Origin of the sequence: Nostoc sp. 2RC (assembly GCF_014222165.1) — a bacterium.
Classification (GTDB): Bacteria; Cyanobacteriota; Cyanobacteriia; order Cyanobacteriales; family Nostocaceae; genus Nostoc; species Nostoc linckia.
The window spans coordinates 1-20,733 of record NZ_JACKZU010000127.1; the positions used below are offsets into that span (position 1 = coordinate 1).

Annotated in this window: 25 protein-coding genes and 2 pseudogenes; 18 read left to right on the forward strand and 9 right to left on the reverse strand. The window is 41.4% G+C overall.

Annotation, left to right across the window (positions count from 1 at the left end; all coding sequences use genetic code 11):
* Positions 1-108: 108 nt before the first annotated feature.
* A complete protein-coding gene (locus tag GNE10_RS15910) occupies positions 109-534 on the reverse strand; it encodes a type II toxin-antitoxin system VapC family toxin (protein WP_185566011.1) in 426 nt (141 codons plus the stop codon).
* Positions 521-787: a type II toxin-antitoxin system ParD family antitoxin gene (locus GNE10_RS15915; protein WP_185566012.1), complete on the reverse strand. Its 267-nt coding sequence runs from the start codon at positions 785-787 to the stop codon at positions 521-523. The genes GNE10_RS15910 and GNE10_RS15915 overlap by 14 nt, the downstream gene beginning before the upstream one ends.
* A 125-nt stretch (positions 788-912) precedes the next feature.
* On the opposite strand from GNE10_RS15915, the gene GNE10_RS15920 reads away from it, so the two are divergent.
* The 4 genes from GNE10_RS15920 (at position 913) to GNE10_RS15935 (ending at position 4,698) form a co-directional block, all read left to right on the forward strand.
* Entirely contained in the window at positions 913-1,974 is a 1,062-nt protein-coding gene (locus tag GNE10_RS15920; protein WP_185566013.1) for an iron ABC transporter permease, read from the forward strand.
* Complete coding sequence (locus tag GNE10_RS15925; RefSeq protein WP_185566014.1) at positions 1,971-2,771, forward strand: ABC transporter ATP-binding protein; 801 nt, start codon at positions 1,971-1,973, stop codon at positions 2,769-2,771. The genes GNE10_RS15920 and GNE10_RS15925 overlap by 4 nt, the downstream gene beginning before the upstream one ends.
* Before the next feature lie 88 nt (positions 2,772-2,859).
* The gene (gene hypB / locus GNE10_RS15930) at positions 2,860-3,771 is read left to right on the forward strand and encodes a hydrogenase nickel incorporation protein HypB (protein ID WP_185566015.1); all 912 of its coding nucleotides are present in this window, start codon (positions 2,860-2,862) and stop codon (positions 3,769-3,771) included.
* Between the two features lie 195 nt (positions 3,772-3,966).
* Positions 3,967-4,698 carry an SDR family NAD(P)-dependent oxidoreductase gene (locus GNE10_RS15935; RefSeq protein ID WP_185566016.1) on the forward strand — a complete coding sequence of 244 codons (732 nt, stop codon included), beginning with the start codon at positions 3,967-3,969 and terminating at the stop codon, positions 4,696-4,698.
* A gap of 84 nt (positions 4,699-4,782) precedes the next feature.
* Here GNE10_RS15935 and GNE10_RS15940 read toward each other — a convergent pair whose 3' ends face one another.
* The 5 genes from GNE10_RS15940 to GNE10_RS15960 form a co-directional block, all read right to left on the reverse strand.
* The gene (locus GNE10_RS15940) at positions 4,783-5,826 is read right to left on the reverse strand and encodes a 1,9-bis(guanidino)-5-aza-nonane synthase (RefSeq protein WP_185566017.1); all 1,044 of its coding nucleotides are present in this window, start codon (positions 5,824-5,826) and stop codon (positions 4,783-4,785) included.
* A 250-nt stretch (positions 5,827-6,076) separates the two neighbouring features.
* A complete protein-coding gene (gene rocD, locus GNE10_RS15945; protein WP_199342027.1) occupies positions 6,077-7,327 on the reverse strand; it encodes an ornithine--oxo-acid transaminase in 1,251 nt (416 codons plus the stop codon).
* A gap of 545 nt (positions 7,328-7,872) precedes the next feature.
* Positions 7,873-8,666 (reverse strand): IS5 family transposase gene (locus tag GNE10_RS15950; RefSeq protein ID WP_199342028.1). Its coding sequence is split into 2 segments (ribosomal slippage): positions 7,873-8,327 and positions 8,327-8,666, totalling 795 coding nucleotides; the frame shifts between segments, so codons are not numbered across the junction.
* Between the two features lie 271 nt (positions 8,667-8,937).
* A complete protein-coding gene (locus GNE10_RS15955) occupies positions 8,938-9,636 on the reverse strand; it encodes a DUF3854 domain-containing protein (RefSeq protein ID WP_185566018.1) in 699 nt (232 codons plus the stop codon).
* Positions 9,637-9,809: 173 nt separating this feature from the next.
* Positions 9,810-10,166 carry a hypothetical protein gene (locus tag GNE10_RS15960; RefSeq protein WP_185566019.1) on the reverse strand — a complete coding sequence of 119 codons (357 nt, stop codon included), beginning with the start codon at positions 10,164-10,166 and terminating at the stop codon, positions 9,810-9,812.
* Positions 10,167-10,297: 131 nt separating this feature from the next.
* On the opposite strand from GNE10_RS15960, the gene GNE10_RS15965 reads away from it, so the two are divergent.
* Positions 10,298-10,621 (forward strand): XRE family transcriptional regulator, encoded by a 324-nt coding sequence (locus tag GNE10_RS15965; RefSeq protein ID WP_242062328.1) that lies wholly within the window; start codon positions 10,298-10,300, stop codon positions 10,619-10,621.
* Between the two features lie 284 nt (positions 10,622-10,905).
* On the opposite strand, the gene GNE10_RS35990 is transcribed toward GNE10_RS15965, so the two are convergent.
* Complete coding sequence (locus GNE10_RS35990; RefSeq protein ID WP_260446901.1) at positions 10,906-11,031, reverse strand: hypothetical protein; 126 nt, start codon at positions 11,029-11,031, stop codon at positions 10,906-10,908.
* Here GNE10_RS35990 and GNE10_RS15970 point away from each other — a divergent pair.
* Together GNE10_RS15970 and GNE10_RS15975 are read left to right on the forward strand one after the other, a co-directional pair.
* Positions 11,030-11,557: a hypothetical protein gene (locus GNE10_RS15970; RefSeq protein WP_185566020.1), complete on the forward strand. Its 528-nt coding sequence runs from the start codon at positions 11,030-11,032 to the stop codon at positions 11,555-11,557. The two genes, GNE10_RS35990 and GNE10_RS15970, sit on opposite strands and share 2 nt — an antisense overlap.
* Before the next feature lie 284 nt (positions 11,558-11,841).
* Entirely contained in the window at positions 11,842-11,997 is a 156-nt protein-coding gene (locus GNE10_RS15975; RefSeq protein ID WP_185566021.1) for a Uma2 family endonuclease, read from the forward strand.
* A gap of 40 nt (positions 11,998-12,037) precedes the next feature.
* On the opposite strand, the pseudogene GNE10_RS15980 reads toward GNE10_RS15975, so the two are convergent.
* Positions 12,038-13,540 (reverse strand): annotated as a pseudogene (locus GNE10_RS15980) (IS5 family transposase).
* 153 nt (positions 13,541-13,693) lie between these two features.
* On the opposite strand from GNE10_RS15980, the pseudogene GNE10_RS15985 reads away from it, so the two are divergent.
* The 11 genes and pseudogenes from GNE10_RS15985 to GNE10_RS16035 all read left to right on the forward strand — a co-directional run.
* A pseudogene (locus GNE10_RS15985) lies at positions 13,694-14,143 on the forward strand (Uma2 family endonuclease); the annotation flags it as partial.
* A gap of 437 nt (positions 14,144-14,580) precedes the next feature.
* The gene (locus GNE10_RS15990) at positions 14,581-14,874 is read left to right on the forward strand and encodes a hypothetical protein (protein ID WP_185566022.1); all 294 of its coding nucleotides are present in this window, start codon (positions 14,581-14,583) and stop codon (positions 14,872-14,874) included.
* Between the two features lie 276 nt (positions 14,875-15,150).
* Positions 15,151-15,411: a hypothetical protein gene (locus GNE10_RS15995; protein ID WP_185566023.1), complete on the forward strand. Its 261-nt coding sequence runs from the start codon at positions 15,151-15,153 to the stop codon at positions 15,409-15,411.
* Positions 15,412-15,608: 197 nt separating this feature from the next.
* Positions 15,609-15,857 (forward strand): hypothetical protein, encoded by a 249-nt coding sequence (locus GNE10_RS16000; RefSeq protein ID WP_185566024.1) that lies wholly within the window; start codon positions 15,609-15,611, stop codon positions 15,855-15,857.
* A gap of 95 nt (positions 15,858-15,952) precedes the next feature.
* On the forward strand, positions 15,953-17,020 hold the full coding sequence (locus GNE10_RS16005; protein ID WP_185566025.1) for a hypothetical protein: 1,068 nt from the start codon (positions 15,953-15,955) through the stop codon (positions 17,018-17,020).
* 68 nt (positions 17,021-17,088) lie between these two features.
* Positions 17,089-17,538, forward strand: coding sequence for a DUF1257 domain-containing protein (locus GNE10_RS16010; protein WP_185566026.1), 450 nt, complete (start codon positions 17,089-17,091; stop codon positions 17,536-17,538).
* 3 nt (positions 17,539-17,541) lie between these two features.
* Positions 17,542-17,748: a DUF2997 domain-containing protein gene (locus tag GNE10_RS16015; RefSeq protein WP_185566027.1), complete on the forward strand. Its 207-nt coding sequence runs from the start codon at positions 17,542-17,544 to the stop codon at positions 17,746-17,748.
* A gap of 7 nt (positions 17,749-17,755) precedes the next feature.
* Positions 17,756-18,052 carry a hypothetical protein gene (locus GNE10_RS16020; protein WP_260446902.1) on the forward strand — a complete coding sequence of 99 codons (297 nt, stop codon included), beginning with the start codon at positions 17,756-17,758 and terminating at the stop codon, positions 18,050-18,052.
* Positions 18,039-19,661, forward strand: coding sequence for an AAA family ATPase (locus GNE10_RS16025; RefSeq protein ID WP_185566028.1), 1,623 nt, complete (start codon positions 18,039-18,041; stop codon positions 19,659-19,661). Before GNE10_RS16020 ends, GNE10_RS16025 begins: the two co-directional genes overlap by 14 nt.
* A gap of 137 nt (positions 19,662-19,798) precedes the next feature.
* Positions 19,799-20,143 (forward strand): hypothetical protein, encoded by a 345-nt coding sequence (locus tag GNE10_RS16030; protein ID WP_185566029.1) that lies wholly within the window; start codon positions 19,799-19,801, stop codon positions 20,141-20,143.
* A 78-nt stretch (positions 20,144-20,221) separates the two neighbouring features.
* Positions 20,222-20,401: a hypothetical protein gene (locus GNE10_RS16035; protein ID WP_185566030.1), complete on the forward strand. Its 180-nt coding sequence runs from the start codon at positions 20,222-20,224 to the stop codon at positions 20,399-20,401.
* Positions 20,402-20,733: the final 332 nt, after the last annotated feature.

Sequence of the window (20,733 nt, forward strand, 5' to 3'; positions counted from 1 at the left end):
TTCGATTGTTACTTCATTATTTAAAGTATAGAGAAATACCCGTTTTTGCATAATTCATCCCGCATTTATGCAACGCCGAAAATTGTTTTATAATTCCTGAAAATATTCTTAACTATCTGCAAACATCAAATTACTAAATCGACGGCTGTTCTGCCACCGATATATCGAAAAATCTCGCCTGTCACTGCTGAGAATTCGCCCTTCTCCAAGATGTTCCGCTAGAACTACTAAAGAAGCATCAGCAAAATCCATTGGTATGTCACTATAGGTTTCCATCAACTCTGCAATTCGCTGTAAATGAATAATTTCTAAATTAAATATAGTCAAGTCTTTGCTTTCAATGAAATTTCTGAGAAATCTGGGCGGAACTTTGCTACCTGCTTCTCTTAATAGTAAGTAGCAAGTTTCAGTGATAACTGGGTAAGTAGTAATGATTGGCTCATTGATCGTTTCCAGGGCAGCAATTGCTAGAGAATGATATCGATCCTTTGTACTAGCGATAGCGACAAAAAATCCTGTATCAGCAAGAATCATGTTGCGATCCAATTTCGGTATAAATAATGGATTTATAATTACTAGAAAGGTCTGGATTAGCATCTGGTAGTGAGCCAAGAAACCCTGTTTCCTCAAACATTTTTAGCATTTTCTCACCGCGCCGAGGCTCTTCCGTGCTGGCTTCTAGGAGTTTCAATGCCCGATCGATTACTTCGGCAGCACTGGCATAATGACCTGTATGGAGTTGCTGCTGGATACGCTGAATTTGTTCAGGTGTTAAAGAAATAGACATCTTATTTACATTTCTTTTTACTTTTTAAAGTTTATCACTCCCTCAGTTTTTATGTGCAACTCAAAACTATGATAAAGTTACTCCTCCATCAATTCATTGACTCTAAAACTGCTGAAAAATGACAAATGAAAAATTTATTCCCAAAGCAATTGAGAAAAAACAAGCAGCAACGCTACAAGCTGCTAATGATAGCAATGGTTATCATATTATTGATTTCTCTGACGTTGGCGGTGATGATTGGGCCAGTGCCTATCTCTCCTTTGAGAGTCTGGCAGATAGCTTTATCCCAAGTGTTTCCAAACATTACAGGAGACTGGACACAAGCACAAGTTCAAATTGTCTGGCTGATCCGCTTTCCGCGTGTGCTATTGGCTTTTTTTGTGGGTGCTGGACTATCAGTGGTTGGTGTGATCATGCAAGCACTGGTGCGAAATCCCTTAGCTGACCCCTTTATTCTCGGTATTTCCTCTGGCGCGTCGGTGGGTGCTGTTTTAGTTATCCTATTTGGTATTTTCTCCTTTTTTGGTGTGTATGCTCTGTCTTTTGGGGCTTTTCTTGGTGCGCTGTTAGCATTTTTTGTTGTTTTCTTTTTAGCACGACGACAAGGACACCTCTCCTCCACCCGCTTAATTTTAATTGGTGTAGCAGTATCGTCTCTGTTTGAGGCGGTAACGAGTTTCTTGGCTATCAAGGCTGGAAGTGGTGAAGCCACACGACGAGTGTTGTTTTGGTTATTGGGAGGACTTTCGGGAACAACGTGGACAGACTTAATCCTGCCGGTGCTGGCTTTGTTCTTGGGAATCGGGTATTTGTTACTCCAGACGCGATCGCTAAATGCACTCCTCATCGGTGAAGAAACAGCTAGGACTCTGGGAACTGACACAGATCGCTTCCGCAAGCAGTTATTCTTTGTTACCTCACTGTTGACAGGTGTAATAGTTGCTGTCAGTGGTGTCATTGGCTTTGTTGGACTTATGATTCCTCACAGCGTCCGTTTCCTCGTCGGCTCAGATCATCGCCGGGTGTTACCTGTGAGTCTGCTGCTGGGCGGAATTTTCTTAATTTGGGCAGATGTTCTAGCACGTACCATTGTCGCCCCAGAGGAACTGCCCATTGGGATTATTACGGCACTTTTCGGCGCTCCTTTTTTCATTTGGTTGATGCAAGGTAAAGGGGGTTTGAGATGAAATTAGAGGTGAAACACCTATCCTGGAGTATTGAGGGAAAGCAGATTTTACATGACATCAATCTGCAAGTGTCGTCGGGTGAGTTTGTCGGGCTGATTGGCCCTAATGGCAGTGGTAAGTCAACTTTGCTCAGATGTATGTATCGTGTCCTGAAGCCAGATAGTGGGGTAATAATCCTCAATGGTCAGAATATCTGGCATTTAAGTGCCCGTGAAATGGCACAAGCTACCGCAGTTGTTTTGCAGGAAGCATCTACTGAATTTGACTTTACTGTTGCAGAGATGGTGTTGATGGGGCGTAACGTCCATCTAGGGTTATTTGACCGCGAGACAGAAAAAGACCACTCCATAGTCTTCGATGCTTTGGTGCAGGTGGGAATGAATGACTTTGCAGAACGTAGTTTTATTTCCCTTTCTGGTGGAGAAAAACAACGGGTGTTGATTGCACGCGCCATAGCCCAACAAGCACGGTTTTTGATTCTCGATGAGCCGACTAATCACCTTGATATTCGCTATCAATTGGAACTTTTGGAACTGGTGAAGGGGTTGGGTGTGACTACTATTGCAGCGTTGCACGATTTGAATTTGGCTGCTAGTTATTGCGATCGCATTTATGTTGTCAATAATGGAACAATAAGAGCAGTAGGAACGCCTCAAGATGTACTACAACCTGATTTAATCCGTGAGGTGTTCGGTGTGGGTTCAACAGTAGAAACTGATCCAAGTAATGGTAAGTTACACATCAGTTTCTTCTTAGATGCAAAAATAGGGAGCAAGAGGAATTCCCTTGCTCCTTGAATCTTGCTACTTTATCTGTATTCAATAAACTTTTTCATGATCAGACAATTGTTACGCTTTTTGAAAGCATGAGAATTGAAGAAAAATTATGTGTGTAACTTGCGGTTGCTCTGACGATGCTGAAGTCAAAATCATCAACACTGAAACAAATGAAGTAGCAGTAATTAGCTCCCAAAATGAGCATCATCACCATGCTCATACTTCACCTGAAGATACAGCGATCGCCCATTCTCACAATCATGATTCTCATCATGTCCACACTCACACTTTACCAGATGGCACTGTAGTTACGCATTCTCACAGTCATAATTCTATCTCAGAAGCATCTCAGATTCATGCTCAAGTACATAGCACAACTATATCTTTAGAGCAGGATATCTTAGCAAAAAATAATTTAATAGCAGCCCAAAATCGGGGATGGTTTAAAGGTCGCAACATCGTTGCTTTAAATCTAATGAGTTCTCCTGGTTCAGGAAAAACAACACTATTAACTCGCACTATTAATGATTTAAAACATCAGTTGTCTATCAGCGTGATTGAAGGAGATCAAGAAACGATTAATGATGCTAAGAAAATACAAGAGACAGGCTGTAAAGTAGTACAAATTAACACAGGTACAGGCTGTCATTTAGATGCAGCAATGGTAGAAAGGGGTTTACAACAACTAAATCCACCTTTAAACTCAGTGGTGATGATTGAGAATGTTGGTAACTTAGTTTGTCCAGCATTATTTGATTTAGGCGAACAGGCAAAAGTTGTCATTCTCTCTGTGACTGAAGGCGAAGATAAACCAATTAAATATCCGCATATGTTCCGCGCTAGTGAGGTGATGATTCTCACCAAAATTGATTTACTACCTCATGTGCAGTTTGACGTTCAGCGTTGTATAGAATACGCCCAGCAGGTTAATCCTCAAATTCAGGTTTTTCAAGTTTCAGCATTAACTGGAACTGGGTTAGAGAGTTGGTATGAGTGGTTATCACAAAGGATTAGTAACTGAATCAAAATATCTATCTAAATCTACTCATATCTCATTAAACAAGAACTTATACTGAAGATATGAGTAGGTTTAACGGTTAGGAATAATTCGTGATCATAACTCCAAAGTTAGCCAGAATTTTAGGTATGCACACTGCATTTGAAAGGCTATAATCTTGTGTCTAAACATCGCACTGCGAGATCACGATGAGGACACATGAGCAAACTAAAAGGGAAGTCAGTTCTGATCACTGGCGCATCTCAAGGACTAGGACGACAATTGGCTATTGATTTTGCCCGTGAAGGAGCAACTAGAATCTCGATTATCGGGCGACGGGTTGAAGGTCTCAACGAGGTATGTCAACGAATTCAGGAGATTGCACCCCAGACTAAAGTCTTAGCGATCGCTGCCGACCTAGCACAAGCAGAAGAGGTTGAGCGCGTTGTAGCAATGACACTAAGAGAATTTGACCATCGCCTTGATGTGCTAGTTAATAACGCAGCAGCAATTGGCCCTACTCCAATACCATTCCTCGTTGACTACCCTTTGGAAGATTTCCGCTACGTACTTAACACAAATTTGATTGCGCCGTTTGTGATGATTCAGAAAGTCTTCCCTACAATGGTTAAAACAGGTGGCTCCATCATTAACGTAACCAGTGATACGGGTGTAACTGGTTATCCGGGCTGGGGAGCTTATAGCATCTCAAAATTTTCTTTAGAAGGGATGTCACAGGTTTGGGCAGCAGAACTAGAAGGAAGTTGGGTGCGCCTAAACTGGGTAGATCCTGGTGATATGAACACTACAATGCACAGGGCATCGGAACCGGAAGCTGATCGTACCCGTTGGGCAGAACCAGCAAAAGTAACAGATGTCTTTATTTATCTAGCTTCAGATGAATCACAGCGAGTGAGTGGGCAAAGATTTCAAGCTCAGGTTCCCGATTAGATCCAGGAATATCAATGCTCCTAGCGATTCTCTATTTTGTGCGGGTGGATACAACAAAGGGGGCAATATGCCCCCTAAAAATCTCTACACAGTTGCTACCTTGGGTTGAGGTTTAGTGAACAGTTGAGCTAAACGATGCGGTTGGCGATCGCGCCAGTTCCCCTTATGATACGCATACCCCGCGATTAACGGGAACGCTACAGTCGCCTCAGAAAATACCATCTGTTCAGTAGCTTTATCTACCTTCCCCCAAGAATGCGCTTCTTTGAGAGTAGAACCAGATAAAGCGCCATCCCGCTCATCGGCGACAGTAACTTGAATTGTATACTTGTGCATACTCGTCTCAAATCCCAGCATTTCCGCAGCTACTACCGTATCCTGGGCGAAGTTTTTCGGTACACCACCACCAATCATCACCAATCCAGTGTAGTTGGAAGCTAGTTTGCACTGCGTCAACTCCCGGAAGTCTCGCACTGAGTCAATGCTTAAATGAGATTCTGGAGAATTCCATTGGTGATGCACTAAGCCAAACCCAGCCGAACAGTCGCTAAAAGCGGGGACAAAAATTGGGACTTGGTGTTGATAAGCAGCTTGCACTACAGATTGACCATAATTACCCCGGCGTTCTAAATAAACCGCCATCTGCTCAATAAATTCCCGTGAAGAATAGGGACGCTTCTCTAAATTCTCGGCAATTTCGGCGATCGTCATATCACACACCCGCAGTTGATCTTCATCAATATAGGTGTCATATATGCGGTCTATCCGTTGCTGTCTTAATATCTCATCGTCAGCAAAGGGATCGCCGACATAATGACGATAACCCAACGCTTCAAAGAAATCTTGATCGACAATGTTAGCCCCAGTAGACACGATCGCATCTACCATATTGTGAGTAATTAAATCGTGGACTATTCCCTTGAGTCCAGCACTAAATAAAGACCCAGCTAAACACAGAATAATCGTACATTCTTTATCTTGCAGCATTGCGTCATAAATTTTTGCTGCACGCCCTAAATTACGACCTTGGAAAGCTGTCTTACCCATAGCTTCCACTAAGCCAACAACATCAAAAGCTTTGATGTCAATTGGTTGTACGGTTTCTTGCAAAAGTTCTTCACGATTCATGGTAGATTGTCCTTTTTATTGAAAATAAAAGTTATACGGTCTGCACAGCGACTACAAGGCAAGTCTTGCCAACCTACTAGGCGCTTCGCAGTGGTCGTACCAGGACAAACCAGGATCAGATTGCCGTCTTTTATTTAACTTGACGTGCAAATCCCAGATACTCATGAGTTGGATGAAACGATTGTTCAATTTTGCTACTAACGACTTTTTAAACACTACAATTCACCCATCATACTCAATTTACGCCAAACTAACAAGTGGTTGTCAAAACTAGCTCAATTTTTTCCAACGCCCAATCTATTTCATCTTGGGAAATAACCAAGGGTGGAGCAAAGCGAATGACATTATCTCTAGTTTCTTTAGCTAATAACCCCTCTTTAGCTAAGGCTTTACAAAACCGTCTAGCACCACCAGCTTCGGGGTGCAATTCCATCCCAATTAATAAGCCTTTGCCACGCACTTCCTTAATATGTGAACTTTCAATTGATTGTAATTTCTTCAGAAAATATTCTCCCAGTTGTAGGGCTTTTTCTGGCAATTTTTCTTCTATAAGAACATCAAGTGCTGCAATGCCAATAGCAGCAGCTAAGGGATTTCCGCCAAAAGTACTACCATGATCTCCTGGTTGAAATACACCCATCACTTCCTCTGTCGAAATAAACGCAGAAATAGGATAAAATCCACCAGATAAAGCTTTTCCTACAGTTATGCCATCAGGCTTAACATTCTCATATTGATGGGCAAACATTTTACCTGTTCTTCCCAAGCCAGTTTGAATTTCATCAAAAACCAGTAATACATTATGATGGCGGCAGATTTGTTCTGCTTGCTTTAAAAACCCATTTGGAGGAACAATAATACCTCCCTCACCCTGAATTGGTTCTACCAAAAATGCAGCAGTGTTAGGAGTAATTGCTTTTTCTAATGCTTGGGCATCACCAAAAGGGATAACTTTAAACCCAGTAGTTAAAGGCCCAAATCCATCTTGATATTGTTCTTCTGTAGAGAAACTGATTAAACTAATAGTGCGCCCAGAAAAATTATTACTACAAACAATAATTTCTGCTTGATTTTCTGGCACACCTTTTACTTTATAAGCCCATTTACGAATGGCTTTGATAGCCGTTTCTACAGCTTCGGCTCCCGAATTCATGGGTAGCACTTTTGGTAAACCAGAAATCTGACAAAGCTTTTGATAAAATATTCCCAGTTGGTCATTACGAAAAGCTCTAGAAGTCAGTGTAACTTTATCGGCTTGTTTTATTATTGCTTCAAGTATTTTGGGATGACAATGACCCTGATTTAATGCTGAATAAGCCGAAAGAAAATCTAGGTATTTTTTACCTTCTATATCCCATATCCACACACCTTCTCCTTTAGTGATGACTACATCTAAAGGATGATAATTATCAGCACCATATTGCTGTTCTAGTTCAATATAATCCTGGGTATTCATAGTATTGAGGTTGGGAATTCCCAGAGTTACGTTTGTTGTTTGCATATTTACTCCTGATAGCTTTGAGGGGTTGAAATCAAACTAGAAAATATCTGAAAGACTACCAATTGAATGAGACATTCAACAGGTATGAGCAGAAGAGAGAAAAAATCCAGATCAGTTCTTCGTTTTATAGTTCCCAATTCCAGAACACTATTTACAATGAGAGTAATACAGCAGTCCTAAATGAGATACAAACAGTCTGTTGCCTGTTCCCTATTAAGAGTTCCCTTTCTTAACGAGTATATTTGTAAATCAAATAGGATTGCTATACTGCAACTCCCTTTTCTTAGGTCTGTGATGTCAAAGATATACGCAATTTTGATACTGATGGATTTTTTCTAAATATCTAAATAGCCGATAATTATTGACCAGCCATTCCTTTTTCTTCCAGATACGCAACTTGTGTAGAACTTCTGCCTACTTTTAGTGACGAAAACCAGTTGCCCACTCTGTCTGAATGTAAAATTTTGCTGGCATAACAACCAAGGGTGTAAAGTGCAATCTTTTTAAGAATACTTTTATTTAGAGACCATTTATAAAGTAAATCTTTAGAGGGCTAGACGACGTAACATAATACGAGTCATAACGGCATATATGGCAGCTTCGCTCATTTCAGGGAGACGCTCGTAATCCTTACTCAAACGATGGTACTGGTTAAACCAGGCAAACGTTCTTTCTACTACCCAACGCTTGGGTAAAACTTCAAACTCTTTACCAGCACGGCGCATGACCTCAACATGAGCTTGAATCATCAACCAAACAGCCAGGGCAAACTTATCACCGTCATACCCAGAGTCAACCCATAAAACTTCAACTTTTTCTAATAATTCTGGGCGTTCCTCCACCAGTTCCATCAAAGCATAGGCAGCAAGCAATCTTTCAGGGGCATTGCCTTCACTCACAACCACTTTGAGCAAGAGACCAAGGCTATCAACGATTGTCTGGCGTTTCCTTCCTTTGACTAGCTTGCCACCATCAAAGCCGTACACATCCCCCTTTTTTCAGCCGTTTTTACCGACTGACTATCTGCGGCGATCGCTGTAGGTTGTGTTGATTTACCCAGTTTTGAGCGAACTTGACCCCGCAGTGTATGGTTTAATTTTTCCCAAACTCCCTTGCGCGGCCACTTGCGGTAATAGCTGTATACCGTTGAACTTGGTGGGAAATCCAAGGGAAGCATATTCCATTGGCATCCTGTTTTCAAATGATAATAGATGGCATTGCATATTTCACGCATATCTGTTGTCCGTGGATGTCCTCCTGATTTTGCTGGTGGAATCAACGGAGACAGGATTTCCCACTCCATATCAGTTAAGTCTGTAGGATAAGACTTTCGTGCCATGACCAACTATGTAAATACACTGCGTATGATGTATCTTATCCTTACCCTAACTCTTTTCTTCTCGGTTTTAGATTTACTTTATAAATAGCCTCTTACTCAAACTTTCCTGTTATCAACTTTTGCAAGAGTTACTCACTCTATTCTCAGTAACTCTACTTTTTATGCAGTATTTTTTATAACCATCCATTTTTTCCTAACTTCAGCTTGATTTTTGACTTTCTATCCCTTATTACTTTGGTTTTTTATTAAAAACTAGCGGACATATTCCCTATCATTTCTTTTGTGACACTTTCAGGTGCGGAATGTAGGGCTCAAAACCTTCCTTACCAACTCGACCATTCCAGATGCCGGGAAGTGCGATCGCCACATATCCTAAGGACAACATACAACCTGCTTTCTTTTCTCCTTCTGTCAGGAATACGGGAATTTGGGGGTTTTCCATCACCCAAGCCCAAAAGCCCAATGCTTCCCCTTCTTGAGTAATAACAATATCATCCGGCATTGGCACGTCATAGCGTATGGATACCTTTTGCCAGATGTGCAGGGGAACCCTAAAATACGTGACGCGGTTGGGAGTTTTTGGGGGAGACTCGTATTTGATGGGCTTGGGAGAGGACAATTCGCAATTATCCAAACTGCGAATTGCGAACTGATAATTGCGAATTGGTTCGAGGCGCGGGCAGTCCGGCTTCGCCCGTCCCCATTCCATTGGTTGCCAATTGTTGTGAGGGTCTAGCCCACTTGACCACCACGAACCATCTGTCAAGTGAACATAGCGGAACAAATAACCATCACACAGTCGCCCATCATTGCGTCGGGCGCTTTGGGGTAGGGCATACATTAAATATTCGTATATTTCGTCTCCCTGTAAAGAACGGACATTTAACGCCACAATAGTAGGGTCAACAGCTGAACCAATCACCCATTCTTGCCAATGATGCGGTGCTAACTGATGAATGTGATTATCCATATTTTCCTCCGATAGACGCACGAAAAAGTTAGCGGTCTGAGGGCATACCGCTTTGAAATGTTTAAAAACAGGCAGCGATCGGAAAACTAAATCAGGTTGTTAGTACAATTGAACTAAAGCACGAATATGTCAAAAGCGTAGTATTCCAAGATGATGGCGATCGCTATAAATGCTTAAGCAACTGCTATCAGTGAGTGATTAAACAGATTGCCATCTGCAAGATGACGTACATAGCTAAAACTTTTGATTTTATCTTTAACTTCAAATGGTTCTAGAGCAGAGGGCTGTTTTCTTGTCCTGTCCACTAGAGAAATGCAATTGCCTGCTTTCGTTGATGAGTATGATTGTGTATCTGTCTGGCTCTGGATATTAGTGGTATTTAAGTTGTTAGGCTGAGTCTGATTTACGGGAATTTTCTGAACCTTGAAAGATTGAGCAATTTTAGACAGGCTGTGGCATAATTTTTGCTCCAAAACAGGTGCAAATCGTTTGCAGCGATGAAACAAATAGAGCGTGATTTCTAAAATCAAAGTTGGTCGTTAGGCCAAGATAAAACAAGATTCAAAACAGAAACCTCGATCGAGTGGCGCTCGGTTGCGCTTTGCTATGATACTAATAGTTGCACAAAAATGTTGATTTTGTCAATAAAATATAGCATAATATGACAAGGCAAGAAAAAGAAGAAGAGGTTGTAATGTTACCACTAACTGAGGTGGGGTCGATTAAATGGACAAAAGAGCGTGGGGAGAAAATGCGCTTGTTACGTGGTGAGATGGCATTGTTAGCTTTGTCTAAAAAGCTTGCTGAGAATGATGTAGAGATTTCTCGCCAGTATTTGCACAGAATGGAGACTTTTTCAGAAGTCAAAGGCGCTTCCCCTGAGCTTGTCACAGGGCTTTGTAAGGTATTTAACTGTACGTTAGCTGAACTATTGTGTTTGAAAGCGACCAAAATTGTCCAATTAGGGCTTGACAATCGCAACTAAAAGTTACAGTATAGTAATAAGGTAAAGGAACAGCAAACCGCCGCCAGAACGGAAAAAGGGTTGCAATCAGATAAATCGAGTTAATGTCCGAGTTCAAACATAGTCCTGAGACATGATCCTGGGGTATAGCACAAGGTCGCAAGACTGGGTAAAGGGGAGCCTGGAGATGCAATCAACGGACATCAAGCAATATCTGTGCCTGCTTTGCTAAAGTTCTGCGAGAAAGAAATGCGATCGCCCTCTGTTGGTAAGCAATCGCATTTCTTATTTGTGATAAAGCTTCGCTAAATTTCGGTGAGTGCGTTGTGGCTTACCACAACGTAATTTATATCCAAAATCAAAAGGCGATCGCGCGCGTCTGGTAAACCTTGCGATCGCCTTTCTATCCAATTTATGGAGATTACTATCATGACATACACAACAACAACAGAGCAACTGCGGTCAGTAGAAATCGACTTCTACGAGCATGAACTCTACGCCGGACAAAAGCTAATCGCCCGAATCACTTATGACCATGCAGATTTCGTAACTCAACGGTGGGTAGTGATGGTGAACGGTGAAGAAGTGTTTCGTGCTGTTGCACAAATGAAGTGCTACGACTACGTGAAATGGCACTACAAACAAGGTACTTTGCCAGTACAACAAGAAGAAATCCCAGCCGCTATAACGGGAAATGAAATGATGGCACAGATAGCTCTAGGATGCGAGAGCTTGGGTTACAAACTCCTAGACGATGGGATTTACCACAACAACGTGCGACTGGTGGAAATAGTCTACAGAGATGGTACTCCCTGCTTTGTGCAAACTCTAGCTCATCAACCAGAAGCCCCAAGCAGTTCTATAGATTTGTTAGATAAGCCGTTTGATGAATTGACGGCTGATGAATGGCGATTGCTCTTAGAGTACGAGCCAGAGCAGGAATTTTTAGCGGCGTAGTTTAAGGGAAAAGGCGATCGCAGTAGATAAGCGATCGCTTCGCTACTAATGCTCAATGGCTAGAACTGTCCAATCGCAATGAAAAAGTGCTTGCCTGGAACGCAATTATCCCAAGGCTGGTAGTGATACTGTATTTAGTAAAAAGTGATTGCAGCATAAAATAACAAAATAATATGGAAAATTAGCACCAGATGAGCGATGAAAACATCCAATCTCCCGCAGCATAAAATACAACTAAGGGATACAAAAAGGTGAGCTAATCAACTATTGAGGAAAAGCAAATCATGTTTCAACCTTTAGTAGAGCCAGTAACTTTTGAAGAATTTCTGGAATGGAAACCAGAGAATGGTCGATATGAGTTACATAAAGGAGTAATAGTTGAAATGCAGCCAACAGGCGATCGTGAGTTAGTGAGAGCATTTTTAATTAGGGGTTGCTGAAAAAGTCATAAAAAAGCAATCTTAAGGGTTGACTAGTTATTTAAACAAGGTTAAAGATAAGTTTTTGTTGCCCATAGCTAGCAAAATCATAATGTTCAATTATGTCAATCTCTAAAAAAGGTCTATTTTTAAAAAATAGACAGAAAAAGGCATAAAAAACCCGTGACAAGTGAGTAGAAAGATTCATGACTAAAAAAGTAATAGCAATTGCTGTTTGAGAAGTATGAGATAGTTTCGCCATCACTCTACCCAGGCTAAACCTTCTTTTACCTTGTCCAAACTTTCCTTCAATAGAATTACGAATTCTTTCGTCTTGTAAAGCTTGCTTCTTTTTTTCTTTACTCACATTTTTTGGAGGTCTTCCTAAAGGAACTCCACTAATTCTAATACCTCGTTCTTTACACCAAGCCCGGTTTTCTCTGGTGCGATAAATTTTATCAACGTGAACGGATTTTGGATAATATCCAGTATAGTTTTTATATGATTATATTTGTGTTTTGAAGTCTGTTGATTCATTAAAGTTATCCCAACTAATATGGTCTAAAAATACATATCCATCAAAGTAACTAGCCGACAACTTAGCCCCAAATTCCACAGCTTTACCCGCTTTTCCTCGAACAATCGGACGGATATGTGGCTGACTTAAACTTACAATACGGTCATCAATGCTCTGCTTTTTATTTTCATATAAATATAGTTGCTGACGATAGACTTCTGTGACTACTAGCAACATCTTATATTGCCTATTACTTAAATTTTCTAGACTTGCTCCTGAAATGATTATTTGTTCAATATAAGATAAGTTTCTTTTAATATATTGAAGTTGTTTTTTAATTGCTGTTCTTCGTTCTTTGTGTGATACCCGACGTTTTTTAGCTACTGCTAGGTAGTCACGTCTTGCGATTTGCCGATAAGTTCTCGGTTTTTTCTCTAATTGACCCTTTATCTGTTCATAAAGAGAGTCTATAATTTTTTCTATCTGAAATCTTGCTTGATTTAGTAGCCCGATATCTGTCGGATAGCTGATATCACCTGGGGCACAAGTGGCATCTAATATTAATTTACCCCGATTTTTTGGTGTATTAACTTCTTTTTCTGGTTCTTCTGTTTTTTTTTCAGTTTGCTGAGAAGATGTTGTCTCTAGCATCTTCTTAACAGTTTCTCGATTCACTTTGTTGACTAAATCTGCACTTATTCTTTCTCGAAAATGGACTAACATTGATGCATCAAATGGTGCTTCATTACTATAAGAAGATATCCCTATAAAATACTGTAGGTAAGGGTTTTCCTTAATCTGTTCTACTGTTTCTCTGTCGCTTATCCCTAGTTTTTCTTTAATTATTAATGCCCCTAATGCCATCCTAAATGGCTTTGCTGGTGCTCCCATATCCATAGAAAATTCGGAAGAATATTCGTCTTCAAATTCTCCCCAGGGTATTAAAGATGCTAGAACTACCCAACGATTATCTGATGATAATTTGCCTTCAAAGGTCAGTTCAAAGTTCTCTGGTGAGATTGGATTTTGCCCCTGTTTCCGGTACATGGTTACAAACAGCACATTTTTGTACTGATGGTCGCGGTGATGCAAGGATTTTGAGCTATTCTACCGTCTTATCTTGCACCTGAATATACTTCTAGGGTCAGATAATCTAGAGACTGCAAGCTTTTTTTTCTTCTTCAGCAACCCCTAATTAGAGAACTTAACTTTGAAATTCGTTCTCAGAATTTGGCTTATACAATTCCTAGCCAAGCATTAGTCAAAGCTGTAGATAAAAAATCTGGTTACATTCCAGATGTTTTAGTTCTAAATCTTCCTAATTTAGTGAATGAACCTCTTTGGAAAAAATCATCTACTATTTCTCAAGCAGAATCAATTCCATTAATCATGGAAGTAGTCAGTACTAACTGGCGTGATGACTATTTCTTAAAATTTGCTGAATATGAAGAAATAGGGATTCCTGAATATTGGATTGTTGACTATGCAGCCTTGGGTGGAAAGCGGTTTATTGGTAGCCCTAAGCAGCCGACAATATTTGTGTATACGCTATTTGAAGGAGAATATCAAATCACTCAGTTTCGCGGCACTGACCGGATTCAATCAATCGCTCTCCCAGGATTAAGTTTGACTGCTGAACAAATTTTTTAGGCTGCTTTAGGAGAAGCCTAATCAAAAAAGTTCGTCTTCATAGTGAAGACTGCTATTTTTGGGGAATTTTCCAGATAATCCTGATTAAAAATTAGCCAAAATGACCCAAATATTTTACAGCCAATTTGTTTAAAGTTATCTTGAATACCTGCTTTCGCCATTAGGGACTGTAGCAGTTAGTGGTTTAATAACCGATGGGGAACGGCAGACCGCTTTTTGTCTACCAAAAAATTACATCACGGCAGCAGTCAATCACAAAGTTGTTGTAAAAACTCAAGCGTTCGCTGTTTTATTCGGTTAGCAATCACTTCAGAAAATAAAATCGATTCAACTCTAAGATTTTGGCACAAATAGTATTGCTACGCCAAGTCTGAATTGAACGTTCTGCTGCTTAATATAGCTTCGCTAAATTTATCTGAAGTTATTAATCAAAAACTATGAACAAGCAGCAAGAGAAACAACTTGCTTGGGATGCACTGATGGGTGTCGATAAACGATACTACATCTCAACTGGTTTCTATGTTCTGGGTGATGCGTTTTTAATCAGCAGCAAAGACCCCAAGCGTAAAAACCAAATTGTGCTGGTAGAACATAGACTCAAACAGCAAATCAACCATTGGGATTTTACTTGCAATTCTTCTGAATGCAAAAGTCCTACTATCACAACTAATGGTGATGATGGTCAGGGAAATTTGAAACGGAAAGCCCCATCACTAAAAATTTACACCTAAAACACATCCTAAAACTTCAGGAGCTTTGAGACTAAAAACTTCTGAAGTCTTACCTCAAACAATTTCAACCATCAGGAATATGCCAACCCTATCCAGCAGTAAACAGTCTGCCCTTAATTCCAATGCTTGTCTACTATTCCTTAAAAACAGAGGCGGACGAGCTAAATTATCGGAACTAACTTTTAGTAGGGATGTTATTCAGTCCTTGATAACCAAGGATATAGCTAAGGTGAGAAATACAGGTGCAGGATACTATCTCGAATTGTCGAATAAATTATGAAACTAAATCCTGTTTTTGAGCCGAATACTCTCAATACTTCCAAGGTATATATGATTGAGGGCACACAATACAGATATGTACAAGCTCATAGTAGTGGCAAGAATATCAAGTATGTGTTTTCACCACTACCAAACCAACGCAAAACATCTGAAATATCTCTGAATTCCACAAAACTAACCATAAAATGTCAGGAAGTCAAAGGGATGACTTATCAACCGACAAAAGAACAAAATGTTGTACAAATGGGGTTGCTGTGATGTCGAAATATAAGCCACGAGTTGTCAAGCACCCCGTTAAAGTTACTAGGGGTAGCTCCAGTCAAATAGTCTATCAGGTTGTAAGAGATATTCAATACATTAAGAATAAACAGCCCATAGGTAGAGCCAGAATCAACAGACAAGAAAAGATGGTTCGACAATCAGGTATTTACTGGGTTGTGGTGTAGGAGAAAGTTATGAAAAGACCAGTTATTGCTAGAGAAGATTTTACCGATGCGTATGCCATTGTAGAAACTATACCTATGTCAGGTAATGGACTATTTCAGATTGGAAAAACCGACGATGGACGATGGGGAATTTCAGAGACTTACGCCAAAAATTCACGTGATTATTTCATGAAAGGCGATTGTATTCAAGGATTGGACTCTTTAGATTCTTTAGAGGAATGCCAAAAGCAAGTTAGTTTTATACTTTCGCAGCAGTAAATAGTCAACTTTAAATCTTCAGCGAAGTTTCTGGACTACTAACCAAGAAAAGCTTCGCTAATTTTCTGTGAAAATATTCAGTTAGGTACTGAACAATGGTACAAGCAATTGCTCCAAACGAAGCATTCTTGCAAAATGCAACTGTTGAAAGAATCAATTTCTCAAAACTAAATAAAACCCGAATTCGCTTTAGTATCCGAATCAAAAACAGCACGATAAGTGCAGCCCCTAAATGGTCGGATGTGCTTCATACTGAAGATTCCGCTGCCGAATCAGACCTCATTAAAGTGACTAATTCTGAAGTGGGTTTGCGGGGTATTAAAGTATTCAAAGCCCTCAATGAAGCGGCAAGTCAACTCAGACAAGAAATCGCTTCTGTTCAAGAATGGATGAGTTCTGACAACGGAGATTGGATTTGTCCGATGGACCTTGCACCTTTAGTGTGGAGCCAATTGCTCAACATTAGAGATGCGATCGCACCAAGTCTTCGAGCAAAACTAAAAGATGATTACACCCAAGGCTTAGAGGATTATCAACAGCGAATCGAAAACTTCATCTCGTTGAACACTTGGGAACTGCCGCTCTCTAGGCAAGAGGAAGTCAAAGCTAATTTACTCAAGGCATTCCCCACTTTCGGTGAGTTAGAAGATTGTTTGCAGGTGATTATTGGGCGTCCAGTCATTATCCCAGCACTATCGGAGCAGTTGAACCAGCAACAAGCCGAGTGTATCAACCAAATCACCCAGTTCATCCAACAGTACGACCAAAACCTGGAGCAACGTTTGAAGGAAGCAGCGATCGCTGGAGGCGAACAACTCGCCGCGCAGCTTCTCGAAGAACTAGCTGACTGGGAACCAGGGCGTAAACCGGTCTTATTTAAGAAGAAAATGCAAAAACATCTAATGAAGGTACAAGTGCTGTTGGCGAATGCCTCACCGGAAGCTGGCGGTAGTTTGCAATTAATGATGGAGCATTTGAATTCAATTGTCGATGATCCAGCGATTGTAGACAAGAAATTGGGGGGTGTTGGGCGTAGTCAACTCCAAGAAAAGATGGAGCAAATACGGGTCAAGCTACTCGACGAGCAACGCAACTTGCAACAACTAGCGAGTTCTGATGTTGGGCTGACGGTTGCTACTGTTAGCGCGTTTAAGTTCCGTTGAAAAAGTGCAATGGACTGAAAATAATTCATTGCATTGCACAAAATCGAAAATTCTTAGGTGTTTTAAATATGTCACACTTTTCCACAGTTAGAACAAAACTCACCAACCACCAATGTTTGGTACAAGCTTTGGAGGATCTCAAGCTTCAGCCCCAAGTCCATGAAACACCACAGCCGCTCAAGGGCTATTACGGTGGCTCCCAAGGACAGAGTGCAGAGATTGTTGTTCCTGGCAGAACGATAAAAGCCCGTGCAGATATCGGCTTTAAGTGGAATTCTACCGATAATGCCTACCGAGTAATCCACGACGAGTATGAAACTTCCCCTCGACTTGGTGAAAACTTCTTCAGCCATCAGTTGATGCAGGCATACGGTAAACGTATAGTGATGGCGAAAGCCCAAGAACTTCAAAAGCGATTTGGTGAATGCACCATAACTGAAGAAGGGACAGGGCAAGTGCAGACCCTACGTTTAACCTTTGCCGGACATCAGGAAATATCGCAGTACGCACGGAGATAATTTATGGAACGCTCAGTCTTAATACATTTTGACCAACTCACGGGTGAAGTGCGAGTTGAGGCTCAAGGTTTTGAGGGTTTGAGTTGTCTAGAAGCCACCCAGCCCTTTGAGGAAGCTTTGGGGATTGTGAGCGATCGCGTTTATAAGCCTGAAGCCCAAACCCAGCAATTAAGGACAACTTCAAATCACCAGACACAACTGCGACAGTAAATCACAAATGGGGAAATTAGCAGTTTCCCCCAATGAAACTTTTATGAATTTACCCCCAGAATATCCTTTCATCCACGTATACACACAACAAAAAACCCGTCAGCCCGCGATCGTTAAAGGTAATATTGAGGGCTTATGTGTGTTACTTAATGCCATCGTCAACGCAATTGCTTATCCACAGACCAATGGGATGGCAGAAGTATTTGACGGCGATGCCGAATGTTATCAAGTGCTTATTCAACAAACCAGCACTCACGAAGAACTCGCACCATTACCGTATCAAGAGGAACATGAACCTAAATAACCTATTCAGCACCTTGGATTCTCAAATCCCCATAGTTGCACTTGAAGTTTTGTCGCCTGAAGAAGCGACAATCATTCAGTGGCTTACCTCTCAGGCACAAGAAAAACTTGAATGCCCTACATACTTTTGGAACCTGGGAGTATCTACGTTAGAACAATGCCAGATTGCTTTGGATGGTGGATTGGTCTTTAAGCCCGTGCCGGAATACAAACGACCGCTGCAAGTAGACCCGTTAATCTTCATCTTCCAGTACATCGAAAGCTTCACAGGCAATGGCGTATTTATCCTGGGTGATGTTCACCCATTCGTTGGTAAGAACTCGCCGCAGTTAAGTTGGGAAATCTTGACTAGAGTGAAAAACCTGTACCATCGGCTCAAACCCACCGATAAACGCATCATCTTCCTGGGTCAAAACATCCAACTGCACGAGTCTTTGGTGAGGCTAATCCCCTTTGCCGAAGTGCCACTACCCACTGTCGAGCAGATTCAAGAACATCTTGATTCATATTTGCAGTATTTGGGTGAATCGGCTCTAGAACAGCAAGTTAAGTTTACAATCTCCTTGACGACTGCTGAGAGAGAATCTTTAGCTCGTGCTGCACTAGGCTTGACCCTCGAAGAAATCAGCGACTTCTTACGGCTAACAGTTAAAGAGCGTTTGAGCCGCAATGGTATTACTATTGATGCCACTGTGACACCACTAGCTGTGCAGTACAAAACCCGGTTGCTCTCTCAAATGGGCATTGAGTTAGGTAAGCCTGCAACCATTCCCTTTGGCGGCTTGGATTTATTGCGGGATTGGCTTAATCGACGGCGGCGGCTGTTTACGCAAGAGGCAACGCTGCTGCATCTGCCGCAACCCAAAGGTGTGCTGTTGGCAGGGCCGCCCGGAGTTGGCAAAACTCTTTTGGCAAAGAATATTGCTACCATACTCAATTTACCACTACTTCAACTCGACATTTCATCGATGCTAGGTAGTTTAGTTGGTGAGTCGGAAGGCAATATCCGTAGGGCTTTGAAAACGGCTGAAGCGATCGCTCCATGTGTCCTATGGTTGGACGAGATCGAAAAGGCTTTGTCTGGACAAGGGGATACAAGCGGGGTATCACAGCGAATCTTGGGCAACATTCTCACATTTATGAGCGAATGCCAATCAGGTGTGTTCGTTGTTGCGACGTGTAATGACCCGTCAGCACTACCAACGGAGCTAAAGCGAAAAGGCAGGTTTGATGAGAATTTCTTCGTAGATCTACCAACCGTTCCAGAACGAGCGCAAATCCTCAGCATTCATCTGCAACGCTTTGGGATTGCTGTTGAAGACGAGTATTTAGAGGCGATCGCTGCCAACACCGCCAAATTCTCCGGCGCAGAATTAGAAACACTTGCCGCTGAAGCTGCTTTGCTAGCATTCGATGAAGACAGACCTCAGCAGGTAACTTTGGGCGATCTGGAAAGTTGCCGAAAAACCATCACGCCACTGGCAATTCAAGATGCCGCAGCGGTCGAAAGAATGCGGGATTGGGCGAAGACGGCAAGGGCGGCTTCTAGTACCATTGCTGATAAACCAACTCAATCGTTGAGAACTGCACGGTTTCGGAATTTGAACTAACAAATAAATCGGAATTCGGAAGTTAAACAATTAATATTTCCGACTTCCCACTTCAATTGAGGCGTTCGTCTTTGACTTTGGCGTAGCCATCGCTTTGCCAACGATTTTTGAAATAATATTTATTAAGGAAATAAATAATGTCCAAAGATTTGGTAACTTATTACGGTCAAACCGACCGAATTGACCAGCTTGTTGGTAAATATGGTGCATATTTAGAACAACTGACTAGAGAAACAAAGCTCTTGTTTCGCATTACCCTTTCAACTTATGTATTAATGCAGCAGGAGTATAAACCTTCTGAATATCCAATATCGGCAGCGTTAGAAGATGCGTTGTGTGAACTAGTTATTCCCGATAGCATTCCTCAAGATTTGTACGATATTTGTTCGCAACTTGAAGGGCTAACAGTTGATGAAGCCGAGACAATTTTAGAAGCTCTACAGCATCAAATTCGTTGGGGTAATGCCCGAAAAAATTCATAATCACTTCACGCCTTCAGCAATAGAAATATTGCTCCGCAGATAGCCATCGAAATCATTAGAAATATCAAGGATAAACTCATGAAAAATCAAGGGTTGTACAATGCTACTGTTCAAGCGCTTACTGATAGAGGATGCCCCAAAGATTTAGCCGAATCAGCAGCTACAGTAGTTGCAAATGATGATTCAAGTAAACCGAACCTGGGTCGAACGCAACAAGACCAAAAAGTAATTCAAGAAACTCTGCCTTATTTGCAGTAACAACAGTAATTGAACGCAGGTAAAAATCTATTATTTAGCTTGAAAGGCAGAGGGCAGGAGGCAGAAGGCTTTTATAGAATTCTGATTCCTGCCCTCTGCCACGACCGTTCGCGCAGCGTCTCGTAGAGAAGGGAGTAAGGGTTGAAGCCCCACTCCAAAATCTCCGATTTGGTGTCCTGCAATCAGTGTAGGTCTGTTCGCGCAGCGTCTCGTAGAGAAGCCTACACTGATTGCAAACCTTCTGCCCTCTGCCCTCTAACTTGAAAATCAAACTTTGGCTTTAGCCCAAGAAGAGTATGTGGCGGAAGTCGTTGAATTACAACAGCCATAAC